The 12,852-nt window shown below is 68.2% G+C and carries 7 protein-coding genes; 2 read left to right on the forward strand and 5 right to left on the reverse strand.

What is annotated here, in order from left to right:
- Window positions 1–22: 22 nt before the first annotated feature.
- Both murJ and ACZ4Z2_RS08885 read right to left on the reverse strand, forming a co-directional pair.
- Entirely contained in the window at window positions 23–2,245 is a 2,223-nt protein-coding gene (gene murJ, locus ACZ4Z2_RS08880; RefSeq protein WP_468073848.1) for a murein biosynthesis integral membrane protein MurJ, read from the reverse strand.
- Between the two features lie 47 nt (window positions 2,246–2,292).
- Window positions 2,293–4,716, reverse strand: a complete 2,424-nt coding sequence (locus ACZ4Z2_RS08885) for a DUF6049 family protein (RefSeq protein ID WP_468073850.1) — start codon at window positions 4,714–4,716, stop codon at window positions 2,293–2,295.
- A gap of 236 nt (window positions 4,717–4,952) precedes the next feature.
- Here ACZ4Z2_RS08885 and ACZ4Z2_RS08890 point away from each other — a divergent pair, with 236 nt between their 5' ends.
- On the forward strand, window positions 4,953–6,392 hold the full coding sequence (locus ACZ4Z2_RS08890) for a CCA tRNA nucleotidyltransferase (protein ID WP_468073852.1): 1,440 nt from the start codon (window positions 4,953–4,955) through the stop codon (window positions 6,390–6,392).
- A gap of 120 nt (window positions 6,393–6,512) precedes the next feature.
- On the opposite strand, the gene ACZ4Z2_RS08895 is transcribed toward ACZ4Z2_RS08890, so the two are convergent.
- From ACZ4Z2_RS08895 to ACZ4Z2_RS08905, 3 genes are all read right to left on the reverse strand, one after another.
- Window positions 6,513–7,829 carry an MFS transporter gene (locus ACZ4Z2_RS08895; protein ID WP_468073854.1) on the reverse strand — a complete coding sequence of 439 codons (1,317 nt, stop codon included), beginning with the start codon at window positions 7,827–7,829 and terminating at the stop codon, window positions 6,513–6,515.
- Window positions 7,830–7,930: 101 nt separating this feature from the next.
- Window positions 7,931–9,013 carry an inositol-3-phosphate synthase gene (locus ACZ4Z2_RS08900; protein WP_468073856.1) on the reverse strand — a complete coding sequence of 361 codons (1,083 nt, stop codon included), beginning with the start codon at window positions 9,011–9,013 and terminating at the stop codon, window positions 7,931–7,933.
- 44 nt (window positions 9,014–9,057) lie between these two features.
- Complete coding sequence (locus tag ACZ4Z2_RS08905) at window positions 9,058–9,735, reverse strand: PadR family transcriptional regulator (RefSeq protein ID WP_468073858.1); 678 nt, start codon at window positions 9,733–9,735, stop codon at window positions 9,058–9,060.
- A gap of 373 nt (window positions 9,736–10,108) precedes the next feature.
- Between ACZ4Z2_RS08905 and ACZ4Z2_RS08910 the strand changes: the two genes are divergently transcribed.
- Window positions 10,109–12,775: a transglycosylase domain-containing protein gene (locus ACZ4Z2_RS08910; RefSeq protein ID WP_468073860.1), complete on the forward strand. Its 2,667-nt coding sequence runs from the start codon at window positions 10,109–10,111 to the stop codon at window positions 12,773–12,775.
- Window positions 12,776–12,852 lie beyond the last annotated feature (77 nt).

Raw genomic sequence — 12,852 nt, forward strand, 5'->3', positions numbered from 1 at the left:
TGGTTGTGCGCCTAACCCCGCCTCAGCGCCCCAGTCGTCCGCGGACCATGCCGACCATCGAGTTGAGCTCTTCGATGCGCATGCGCCGCGCGGCGACGTAGAAGACACCGAGCAGAACGATTCCTCCCCCGACGAGTGCGAGCATCGAGCCGCCGACGCCCTGCCCCAGACTCTGGCTGATCCCGTAGCAGGCCGCGCCGCTGACCAGCGCCGCGGGCAGCGACGCGATGGACAGCCGCGCGTACGTCCGCATCACCCGGGAGCCGTCCAGGTCACCACCCAGCCGCTTCTTCAGCCGTCGCCAGGCGACACCCACGCCGATCATGTATGCGAGACCGTACGAGGCCGCCATGCCGACCACCGCCCAGCGGGCGGGGATCACGAAGAAGCAGATCGCGGAGGCTCCGGCGTTGACGGCGGCCACGATGACCGTGTTGTAGAACGGCGTCCGGGTGTCCTCGTACGCGTAGAAGGCGCGCAGGACGACGTACTGCACGGAGTACGGGATCAGACCGAGGCCGAAGGCCATCAGCATGAAGCCCATGTTGGTGGCCGCGTCGGTACCCGACGGGCCGAAGATCAGGGTGCACATGGGGATGCCCAGCGCGACGAATCCGAAGGCGATCGGCACGATGGCGACGGCCGTGGTGCGCAGGCCCTGCGAGATGTCGTCGCGGACGGCTCCCGCGTCGTCCTCGGCCGCCGACCGGGAGATGCGCGGGAGCAGGGCCGCCATCAGCGAGACGGTGATGATGGCCTGGGGCAGGCCCCAGATCAGCTGGGCGTTGGCGTAGGACGCGAAACCCGTTCCCTTGACGTGGGCGTCGATGCCCGCGGAGGTGGCCAGCTGGGTGACGACGAGGGCGCCCGCCTGGTTGGCGAGGACAAAGAGGATCGTCCACTTGGCGAGCATCGCGGCCTTGCCGAGGCCGTGGCCCTTCCAGTCGAAGCGGAGCCGCAGCCGGAACCCGGTCTCCCGCAGGTAGGGAATCATCGCGAGGGCCTGCACGACGAGGCCGAGCAGAATGCCCACACCGAGCAGGCGCACACCCTCCGGCGGGATGTTGTCGACGGTCATCCCGGAGTCGGCCGCGCTGCCGTAGACCCACAGGAACGCGCCGAGGGTGACGATGATGACGATGTTGTTGAGGACCGGCGTCCACATCATGGCGCCGAACCGGCCGCGGGCGTTCAGGATCTGCCCCATCACCACATGGATGCCCATGAAGAAGATGGATGGCAGGAAGTAGCGGGTGAACGTCACGGCGGTCTCGTTGGCCGCGGGATCGTTGGCAACTCCCACGGACAGCGCTCGCACCAGGAGCGGGGCCGCGAACATCGCGAGCGCCGTGAGAAGGCCGAGGACCACCATGACGAGGGTCAGCAGGCGGTTGGCATACGCCTCGCCGCCATCGTCGTCGTCCTTCATCGCACGCACGAGCTGCGGCACGAAGACGGAGTTGAGCCCACCGCCGACGGTCAGGATGTAGATCATCGTGGGCAGCTGATAGGCCACCTGGAAGGCGTCGCCCAGCAGGGCGAGACCCAGCGCCGAGACGATCATCGCCGAGCGGATGAAGCCGGTGAGGCGCGAGACCATGGTGCCCGCCGCCATCACGGCGCTCGACTTCAGCAGACCCGAAGCCCGCCCGCCCTTCTTCGGGGCCGGCGCGGCCGCGGGGGCCTGTGCGGTGGGCTCCTCGTGCTGTGGACGGCCCGGACCGGGGGCCGGAGCGGGGGTCGGGCCGGGCACGGAGGGCTGACCCACCGGGCCGCTGCCGCTCTGCTGCTGGTCCCGGAAGAGGTGGGCGAACGCGTCGGGTTCGTGACGCTCCTCGCCGGCCTGTGTGACCAGGTCGTCCACTCCCACGAACTGGGTCGTACGGGCGTTGTCGCCGTACGGCAGGTGCCGCGACGGGCCGTCCGGCTCGGGCGCGGGGGTCTGGGCCCACACCCGGGGGTCGGGGGCGTACTGCGACGGCGTGGGCTGCCCGTAGAGAGTCTGCTGGGGCTGATGGGTGCCCGGAGGCGGCGGAGGGTGCGCGGCGCGGTCGTAGAGCGCCTCGGCCACCGGGTCCTGGGCGGACAGGTCGCGGGCGCGGTAGGGGTCCTGGTCGTAGGCGTCCTGGAGGTACATGTCCGCGGGGGGCTGCGGCGGCACCTGGGCCGACCCGGGCTGCGAGCCGTCGGGGTAGCCCGAGTCGGCCGCGCCCTGGCCGCGGTCACCGTCGTACGGCGCGTTCATGGTTACCCCACCTCATCGTTTCCGGGCCCACCGGCCACGACAATCGCTCAACGGTCCACTCTCTCACCCGTTCCGGACCGGTCGGTGTTTTCCGGAGCGGTGTCCGTGGCCAGGTCACTCGGGTGCTCCGGCGCGTCTTCCACGGGCTCGGCCGAGGAATCACCTTCGTCAGTGTGTACGACTTCGTCAGTCTGTACGACCGAGGCGGCCCCGGTGTTCGCTTCCTCGCCCGGCGCCGTGTTCTCCGCGGATGTCGCGTCCTGCGCGGCGTCCTCCGCCTCCTGGCGGGCGGCGGCGCGTTTGCGCTGGGTGTACATGCGGAATCCGGCGAGGACGAGGAGGAGGACACCGCCGGCGATGACCAGCATCACCGTGGGGGTGATCTCGGTGACGCTCACCGTGAAGACGACAGGGTTGCCGTACTTCTGGCCGTCCTTCGTGTACAGCTGCGCGACGACGTCGACCTTGCCGTTGGCCTCGGCGTTCGTGGTGAACTTCACGGACTCGCTGTGGCCGCCCGAGATGTCGATGGACTGCTCGTCGTAGTCATCGTCAGCGATCTTCAGACGCTGCGGGAGCTGCGACGTGAGGCGCAGCGTCAGGTCGACGCCCTGCACGAGGTTGTTCTGGACCGTCACCGGGATCGTGGCGCTACGGCCCGAGAGCTTGGTCTCCGACTTCTCGATCAGCCGGACCTGGCTGGTGAGCGTGTCGAGGTAGGACTGCACGCCGTCCCGGTAGGCCCTGGCGTCCGTGGCGTGACCCCGCCAGGACGTGGACATCTCCCGGTCCATGGTCCGGCCGAAGGGAGTGACCACGCGCGACTGGCGGTTGAGGATCACCTTGAAGCGGTCGAGATCGCTCTGGGTGCCGTGGATCTGCTCGAACGCCGACGTGGGCAGGGCCTGCTTGCGCAGTGACTTGGGGTACGCAGCGGCGGACGGGAGCCTGGTGTTGGCGTTCGGGTCGGGCTTCGCCTCGGCGGCCGAGGACAGGTCCTGGGACTGCGACCAGGTACCGCCCTGGAGCGCCGTCAGGGCCTGGGCCATCGTCTGGGCCTGGCTGGCCGTGGGCATGCGCTGCGGGGCGATCACGAGGCTGCGCTGCTTGTCGGTCTGCAGGTTCGTCATCAGGCTCTGCGCGAGGAACCTCTGCACCGCCAGCGTGGAGCTCTCGGCCTTCGTCATGTCGCCCTGGAACGCCGTGGACAGCCGGGCGTCCGCGACGACGGCCGTGGTGCCGCCGCCGATAGGGCGGGCGGCGGTGGGGGTGTAGGACAGCCCGCGGTTCTCCTCCAGGCTGTCGCTACGGGCGATCACCTTGTCGGCGCCCGCCGAGGTGGCCACCTTGATGATGGACGGGTCCACGGCGCCGTTCACGGGCCATGCGAACTCCGTGTTCGCCTCCACGTGGAGGATGTTCTCGACGGTGTCCGCCGCGACGTCCGTGGCGTCCTTGAGGCGGCTCAGGGAGCCCGTGACGGCCTTGCCGTTCTGCGCCAGCGACGCCAGATCGGGATCGGCGAAGGGGAGCGCGACCACTTCCTTGCCCTGCACCGCGGTCTCGAGCTCCGCCAGCCATGCGTTGGCGACCTCCTGGCTCCTGCCCGGGACCGTCGTCGCCCCGCTCCGGACGCTGTAGCTCTCGGTCATCGCCACGACCGACGCCAGCAGGTCGGGGTCGATCACCCAGGTGACGTCGAGATCCTTGCCCAGCGCCAGCATCTGCTCCAGGCGACCGCCCGCGGAGATCTCCTTGGCGAGGTCGTCGTTGAGGAAGGTGGGCGTCTGGCGCTCTCCCGGCCCGGTCTCGGCCGTGAGGTGGCTGCCGGAGATCAGGGGCCAGAGGTACGTGGTCTTCGTCCGCGTGTCCGCCTCGTCGGGGTGCCACGGCAGGAACGTGCGCTGGATGCCCAGGATCTGGTCGTACCGGGCCGCCGATGTCTGCCCCGAGAGGGAGACCCCCAGCTGGTAGACGCCGTCCGCACCGAGGTCCAGCTTCTTGACGGGCACCGAGATGGTGAAGGGCTGGGCCACGCCGGAAGCGAGCTCGGAGAACTTCTCGACGTACTTCCCGCCGACCTCGGTTCCGTCGGCGAACTGGTCGAAGCCGCTGCGCTTGGCTGCGGTGTCGATGGAGGAGCGGGTCGTCAGCGGCGCCGAGCTCACCCGCAGGCCCACATGGGCGTTCGTGATCGTCTGCTTGCCCCTGTTCGTCACCGTGCCGGAGACGGTAACCGTGTCGCCGTCGGTGGGCGCGCTGGGGCTGAGAGAGTCCAAGGAGACATCGACGGTGTTCGTGCCCGTGGCGTCGGCGGGCGCGGCCTTCGGCGCCGCCAGGGCCTCGGGTGCGGAGGAGAGCTGGAGCAGCCCGGCCAGCAGCGGTGCGCCGGCGATCAGGGCCCCTGTGCGCAGCAGCCAGCGGCGGGCAGGTGAGGGACTGGTCCCCTGGAAGTCTGCCGCCTCGGCCACGCGCTCGCCCGTCCCTCGTCGTCGTCAGTGGTCGTCGGAATGTGCGTCCACGCATGGTAACGATGCGCGCAGAGGTGAAGTGCCGCGGTCCGTTCCACAAGATCGGCCGATGAGGGCGGGCTGTCCCCGTATGTACGGGTATCAAAGAGGTGGGGGACGGGGTCCTCTACGCGAAACCGTTGTGCACGTTCAATGGAGGCGACCACCGCCACACGGGCCACGTACCCTTTTCTGTTGTGCCGAACGCCAACGAACAGTCCAGTGCCCTGAGCCAGGTGCAGCGCCGCGCGGTGAGTGAACTGCTGCGCGTCGCCCCTGTCGCCGATGATCTCGCCCGCCGCTTCCAGGAGGCGGGGTTCTCGCTCGCGCTGGTCGGCGGGTCGGTCAGGGACGCGCTGCTCGGCCGGCTCGGCAACGACCTGGACTTCACCACCGACGCCCGTCCCGAGGACGTGCTGAGGATCGTGCGTCCCTGGGCCGACGCCGTCTGGGAGGTCGGGATCGCCTTCGGCACGGTGGGGGCCCAGAAGGACGGCTACCAGATCGAGGTCACGACCTACCGGTCGGAGGCGTACGACCGGACCTCCCGCAAGCCGGAGGTGTCGTACGGCGACTCCATTGAGGAAGACCTCGTACGGCGTGACTTCACCGTCAACGCGATGGCGGTGGAGCTGCCGCAGAAGGAGTTCGTCGACCCGCACGGCGGACTGGAGGACCTCGCGGCACGCGTGCTGCGCACTCCCGGTACGCCGGAGGAGTCCTTCTCCGACGACCCGCTGCGCATGATGCGGGCCGCGCGGTTCGCCGCGCAGCTCGACTTCGAGGTCGCGCCGGAGGTCGTCGCGGCGATGACCGACATGGCCGGCCGGATCGAGATCGTCTCGGCCGAGCGGGTACGGGACGAGCTGAACAAGCTGATCCTCTCCGCTCACCCGCGCAAGGGCCTGACCCTGCTGGTGGACACCGGCCTCGCGCAGAACGTCCTGCCCGAGCTTCCCGCGCTACGGCTTGAGCGTGATGAACACCACCGGCACAAGGACGTCTACGACCACACGCTGATCGTCCTTGAGCAGGCGATCGCGCTCGAGGAGAACGGGCCCGACCTCACGCTCCGCCTCGCCGCGCTGCTGCACGACATCGGCAAGCCCCGCACCCGGCGCTTCGAGAAGGACGGCCGGGTCTCCTTCCACCACCACGAGGTGGTCGGGGCCAAGATGACCAAGAAGCGCATGACGGCCCTCAAGTACTCCAGCGACCTCATCAAGGACGTTTCGCGTCTGGTCGAGCTCCATCTGCGCTTCCACGGGTACGGCACCGGAGAGTGGACGGACTCCGCCGTCCGTCGCTACGTACGCGACGCGGGCCCGCTCCTCGACCAGCTCCACAAGCTGACCCGCTCCGACTGCACGACGCGGAACAAGCGCAAGGCGAGCGCGCTCTCCCGTGCCTACGACGGTCTGGAGGAGCGCATCGCGCAGCTTCAGGAGCAGGAGGAACTGGACTCCATCCGACCGGACCTCGACGGCAACCAGATCATGGAGATCCTGGGCGTCGGTCCGGGCCCCGTTATCGGGCAGGCGTACAAGTTCCTGCTGGAGCTGCGGCTGGAGAACGGGCCGATGGAGCACGACGAGGCGGTGGCGGCTCTCAAGGAGTGGTGGGCTCAGATGCCCTAGGTTCCGCAGGGCCAGTCCATGGTGCGGGGCGATGTTTCACGTGAAACATCGCCCCGCACCTGTTGTGTCAGGGGCGCCCGCTCGGCCCGCCGGGTCGATGTTTCACGTGAAACATCAGGCTCAGATCGACGAGCGCGGATCGGTAGCACGGGGCTGCTTCGCCATTCCGAAGCGCGCCATGCCCACGGCGACGGCTCCATAGATCACCGCGACCGTGACGACCAGGGCGACAGAGCGGCCGTCCGGAGGGAGCATCAGGGCGGCCACGGCCGCGGCGCCGACGAACGCCACATTGAAGAGAACGTCGTAGAGCGAGAAGATCCGGCCGCGATAGCCGTCGTCGACGGCGGACTGCACGATGGTGTCCGTGGCGATCTTCGCTCCCTGAGTGACGAGTCCCAGGACGAATGCGGCGATCAGTATGGGCCCCTCCGTGAAGGGCAGACCGAGAGCCGGTTCCAGCACCGTGGCGGTCGCGGCACAGGTCACGATCCAGAGGGCCGGTCCCAGACGTCCGGCCGCCCATGGCGTCAGCACGGCTGCGGCGAAGAACCCCGCTCCCGAGATCCCCACGGCGAGACCGAGCAGGGCGAGCCCCTCCTCCGAGCCGGGCGCTCCGGTGGCCGAGGAGGACCAGGCGTACCGGCACAGCATCAGCACCATGACCGTGAGGGCGCCGTAGCAGAACCGCATCATCGTCATCGACGCCAATGCCCAAGCCGCCGCCCGCCGCTCCGGCTCGACGACATGCCGTACCCCGGCAAGCAGTCCCCGGGCCGTGCCGGCGATCGCGGCACCCAGCCGCGGCTGCGCCCATGCGAGGTCCGGGCCGAGCATCTCCCTGGCGATGCGCAGGGAGGCGAGGGCCGCGCACAGATAGAGAGCCGAGCCGAGGAGGACCACCACGGCGTCCGAGTCCGAGCCCAGCAGCCGTACGACGAAGGCGAGACCGCCGCCCGCTGTGGCGGCGAGCGTGCCGGCCGTGGGAGAGAGGGAGTTGGCGATCACCAGGCGGTCGGCGTCGACGACTCGGGGCAACGAGGCGGAGAGACCGGCCAGCACGAAGCGATTGACCGCCGTGACACAGAGCGCGGAGACGTAGAAGAGCCAGTCCGGAACGTGGATCAGGATCAGCACGGCTGTCACGGACGCGAGCAGGGCACGCAACAAGTTGCCGTACAGCAGCACCTGACGGCGTCGCCAGCGGTCCAGCAGGACGCCGGCGAAGGGGCCGACGAGGGAGTACGGAAGGAGCAGAACGGCCATGGCCGAGGCGATCGCCGCGGCGGACGTCTGCTTCTCCGGGGAGAAGACGACATAGGTGGCGAGCGCGACCTGGTAGACCCCGTCCGCTCCCTGGGAGAGCAGTCGTACGGCGAGCAGACGCCGGAAGTCCCGGAAACGCAGGAGTACCCGCAGGTCTCGTACGACAGCCATGGGGCCCAGCCTCACATACGGGGAGGGTCCCCGGGCGGACGACCCGGGGACCCTCAACGACCCGAAGGACGAGTGGACTCAGCGCACCGCGCCTCGTCTCGTCAGCGCTCGACCTCGCCCTTGATGAACTTCTCGACGTTCTCCCGCGCCTCGTCGTCGAAGTACTGGACCGGCGGCGACTTCATGAAGTACGAGGACGCCGACAGGATCGGGCCGCCGATGCCGCGGTCCTTGGCGATCTTGGCGGCGCGCAGGGCGTCGATGATGACGCCGGCGGAGTTCGGGGAGTCCCAGACCTCGAGCTTGTACTCCAGGTTCAGCGGAACGTCGCCGAAGGCGCGGCCCTCGAGGCGGACGTAGGCCCACTTGCGGTCGTCGAGCCACGCCACATAGTCGGAGGGGCCGATGTGGACGTTCTTCTCGCCCAGCTCCCGGTCGGGGATCTGGGAGGTGACGGCCTGGGTCTTGGAGATCTTCTTGGACTCCAGGCGGTCCCGCTCGAGCATGTTCTTGAAGTCCATGTTGCCGCCGACGTTCAGCTGCATCGTGCGGTCCAGGACGACGCCCCGGTCCTCGAACAGCTTCGCCATGACACGGTGCGTGATGGTGGCACCGACCTGCGACTTGATGTCGTCACCGACGATCGGGACGCCCGCCTCGGTGAACTTGTCCGCCCACTCCTTGGTGCCGGCGATGAAGACCGGAAGGGCGTTGACGAAGGCGACCTTGGCGTCGATGGCGCACTGGGCGTAGAACTTCGCCGCGTCCTCGGAACCGACGGGCAGATAGCAGACGAGAACGTCGACCTGCTTGTCCTTGAGGACCTGGACGACGTCGACCGGGGCCTCGGCGGACTCCTCGATGGTCTCGCGGTAGTACTTGCCGAGGCCGTCGAGGGTGTGGCCGCGCTGGACGGTCACACCGGTGCTCGGCACGTCGCAGATCTTGATGGTGTTGTTCTCGGAGGCGCCGATGGCGTCCGCGAGGTCGAGGCCGACCTTCTTCGCGTCGACGTCGAAGGCCGCGACGAACTCCACGTCCCGGACGTGGTAGTCACCGAACTGCACGTGCATGAGGCCGGGGACCTTGGACGCCGGGTCGGCGTCCTTGTAGTACTCGACTCCCTGCACCAGCGACGCGGCGCAGTTGCCCACGCCGACGATGGCTACGCGAACCGAACCCATTCCGGTTGCTCCCTGTGTGTACGAGTGAGGTCCTGGCAGGGACCTCACGTGGTGGTGTCGCCGGGCGCATCCGGACCGGGGGTGTCCCCGGGCCGGGGCAGGGCGCCCGGCGCTCCCTCTGTGGTGTCGCGAGTGGGGTCTCCATGGGCGCGACCCTTCAGATCACGGCCCGCCCGCTCGCTCTCGATGAGCTCGTTCAGCCAGCGCACCTCGCGCTCCACGGACTCCATCCCGTGGCGCTGGAGCTCAAGCGTGTAGTCGTCGAGGCGCTCGCGGGTGCGTGCCAAGGAGGCACGCATCTTCTCCAGCCGTTCCTCCAAACGGCTGCGACGGCCCTCCAGGACGCGCATGCGCACATCACGGGAGGTCTGCCCGAAGAACGCGAAGCGAGCGGCGAAGTGCTCGTCCTCGTACGCGTCGGGACCCGTCTGCGAGAGCAATTCCTCGAAGTGCTCCTTGCCTTCCGCCGTCAACCTGTAGACGATCTTGGCGCGGCGGCCCGTGAGGGCGGCGGGAGCGTCGTCCTGGGCGCCCCCTGACTCCTCGATCAACCAGCCGTTCGCGACCAGCGTCTTGAGGCAGGGGTAGAGCGTCCCGTAGCTGAAGGCACGGAACACGCCCAGTGAGGTGTTGAGTCGTTTGCGCAGCTCATAGCCGTGCATCGGGGCTTCGCGCAGCAGGCCGAGTACGGCGAACTCGAGGATCCCGGAGCGCCGGCTCATCGTCGCCTCCCCTCTCCCGCTGGCCTTCCCGACACCCTCTATGCCGAGCTGATGTATCGACTCGATACATCATGACGATAGAACGCCCCTACGTATGCGACAAGTGGGGGCACGGTGAACGGGGTCACATCACTGATTGATACGAAGCAAGTTGCCGGATTTGGGGTGAAGTTCGGTGCTCAGTGGGTTTTGGCGGTGCGTAGTCTGTGCGGCATGCACACCACCGGGAGCCGAGTGACGTCAGAGCACGTCGTGGTCCCGGGTGCGGTACGGATGAGTGCCAACACGACCGCATCCGTACTTCGGGGGGACCGGAAAGCAGCCGCCGTTTCCAGGCGCGCACGGGTGCGCCTGCCCGAGGAGTAGTCGTTCGATGAGCGAGCACCGTCGCAAACCGCCGCAGCCGCAGGGAGGCGGACGTGCCGCGGCCAGACGCGGCCAGTCGGCGTCCTCCGGCCGCCGCGCTGCACCGCGGGGCACCACCGGGTCACTTTCCGAGACCTATGGGGCGGGGGGTGATGACACCCCGTACGAGGGACGTGCAGCTGCCCGCCGAGCGGCGCAGAGAAGTACCGGCACTGGTAGCGGCCGCCGGCGTGTGGCCGAACCCGCGGGACGCGGACCGGGCCGGGGCCGGGGACGGCCCGCTCCCCCCGGCAAGAAGCGCTTCATCGACTATCCGCGCGCCGGCAAGTACGGGGCCATGCGATGGGTGCCGTCCTGGCGCCAGGTGACGGGGCTGTTCATCGGATTCTTCGGCTGCCTCGTGGCGGCCGCCGGTATCGGCTACGCCGTGGTGGCGGTGCCCAACCCGGCCGAGGCCGCAACGGCGCAGAACAACGTCTACTACTGGTCCGACGGCACGCAGATGGTCGCGACAGGTGGTGAGGTCAACCGCCAGATCATCGCCTACGAGAAGATTCCCAAGGCGATGCGCTACGCGGTCATGTCGGCCGAGAACAAGACGTTCGAGACGGACAGCGGCGTCGACCCCATGGGTATCGCGCGCGCGGTCGTCAACATGGCCAAGGGCGGTCAGACGCAGGGTGGATCGACCATCACCCAGCAGTACGTCAAGAACGCCATGCTCGACGACCAGTCGCAGACCCTCTCCCGCAAGGTCAAGGAACTCTTCATCTCGGTGAAGGTGGGCGCCTCCGTCGAGAAGGAAGACATCATGCGGGGCTACCTGAACACGGCCTACTTCGGCCGTGGCGCCTATGGCCTCCAGGCGGCCGCCCGCACGTACTTCGGCGAGGACGCCGAGAAGCTCAACCCGAGTCAGTGTGCCTTCCTCGCCGCCATCCTCAAGGGCGCGACGTACTACGACCCGGCCGGAGCGACGTCGATCGACCCAGCGGCCACGCCCGAGGCGAACACCAAGCGGGCCACGGACCGCTGGCGGTGGATCCTCGACGAGATGGTCAAGGACAAGCGGCTCTCGCCGGGTACGCGGGCCAAGTACGAGGACTTCCCCCAGATCGAGCGGCCCAGGTCCAACGCCCAGCTGGGCGGGCAGATCGGCTACCTCGTCGACACGGCCAAGGGTTACATCCTCAACAACACCGACATCACGCCGAAGCAGCTCGAGCAGGGCGGCTACGAGATCCACACGACCTTCGACAAGGACAAGGTCAAGGAACTCGAGGCGGCCGTGAACAAGGTGCGCAAGGAGAACATCAAGCCAAAGCTGCGCCCGAAGACGGACACGCATGTGCAGTTCGGCGGCGCGTCGGTGAATCCGAAGTCGGGTGCCATCGAGGCGATCTACGGCGGTGAGGACGCCACCAAGCACTTCACCAACAACGCCGACGTGACCGGCGCGCAGGTCGGTTCGACGTTCAAGCCCTTCGTCCTGGCGGCAGCGATGACCTGGGGCAAGCGCAACCCCGAGCTGGACCCCGACCAGGCCCAGGACGAACGCACCATCGTCTCCCCCAAGAGCCTCTACAGCGGCAAGAACAACCTCAAGATCGAGGACTACGACGGCACCGTCTGGACGAACGAAGAAGGCAAGGAGTGGCTCCAGGCCAACGACGGCGACGAGTCGTACGGCAGCCCGCCGAAGTACCAGATCGACCTGCGTGAGGCGATGCGGGTCTCGGCGAACTCCGCCTTCGTCCAGCTGGGCATGGACGTCGGTCTTGACCGGGTGAAGGAAGCGGCCATCGAGGCGGGCCTCAAGAAGGACAGCCTCACGGGCACCAGCTACCCCTCGTTCTCGATCGGCATCTCCGATCCCAGCGCCATCCGCATGGCGGGCTCGTACGCGACCTTCGCCGCCAGTGGCAAGCAGAACGACCCCTTCTCCGTCAGCAAGGTCGAGTACGAGGGCCTGACGAAGTTCGACCACGACGACATCGCCGCCCCCAAGGAAGCATTCACCGCGGACGTCGCCGACAACGTCACCGATGTCCTCAAGACCGTCGTCGACAAGGGAACCGGTACCTCGGCCCAGCTTGCGGGCCGCGAGGTGGCCGGAAAGACCGGTACCACCGACGGCAACAAGTCGGCCTGGTTCGTCGGGTACACCCCGCAGCTGTCCACCGCGATCAGCATGTACCGCATGGACGACGACGAATCCAACAAGAACCGTACGTTCCTGGAGATGTACGGCACGGGTGGCCAGGAGACCATCCATGGTGCGTCGTTCCCGGCCGAGATCTGGCACGACTACATGGAGGACGCGCTCAAGAACGTGCCGCCGAAGGCATTCCCGGAGCCGCAGCCCATCGGTGTGATCGTCAACGACGACCCGGACCCGACGCCGTCTCCCTCGGCGGAAGAGACCCCGGAGGAGGAGCCGGAGCCGTCCCCGTCGCCGTCCGAGAGCGAACCTGCTCTTCCGTCGCCCACGCCCAGTGACAAGCCCTGCAAGAACCCGTTCGACCCGACCTGTCAGGACACCGGCGGTACGGACACAGGGGGCACCGACACCGGTGGCACGGACGGTGGCGTGACAGCGACACCGACCGATCCGGAGGACGATACGAGAGGCAATCAGAACGGGGGAGGCCTCTTCGGAGGACCCACCGGATAGCTCTTCGTCCCGGTAGAGGGTGTTTCACGTGAAACAAGGGCCGCCGCATCGCTGAGATGCGGCGGCCCTTGTCATGT

It is taken from the genome of Streptomyces sp. NPDC030183 (assembly GCF_055573455.1).

Bases quoted from the DNA above. Each gene is read 5' to 3' on its own strand.
- murJ (WP_468073848.1), bottom strand. From the start codon at position 2,245: ATGAACGCGCCGTACGACGGTGACCGCGGCCAGGGCGCGGCCGACTCG.
- ACZ4Z2_RS08895 (WP_468073854.1), bottom strand. From the start codon at position 7,829: ATGGCTGTCGTACGAGACCTGCGGGTACTCCTGCGTTTCCGGGACTTC.
- ACZ4Z2_RS08900 (WP_468073856.1), bottom strand. From the start codon at position 9,013: ATGGGTTCGGTTCGCGTAGCCATCGTCGGCGTGGGCAACTGCGCCGCG.
- ACZ4Z2_RS08905 (WP_468073858.1), bottom strand. From the start codon at position 9,735: ATGAGCCGGCGCTCCGGGATCCTCGAGTTCGCCGTACTCGGCCTGCTG.
- ACZ4Z2_RS08910 (WP_468073860.1), top strand. From the start codon at position 10,109: ATGAGCGAGCACCGTCGCAAACCGCCGCAGCCGCAGGGAGGCGGACGT.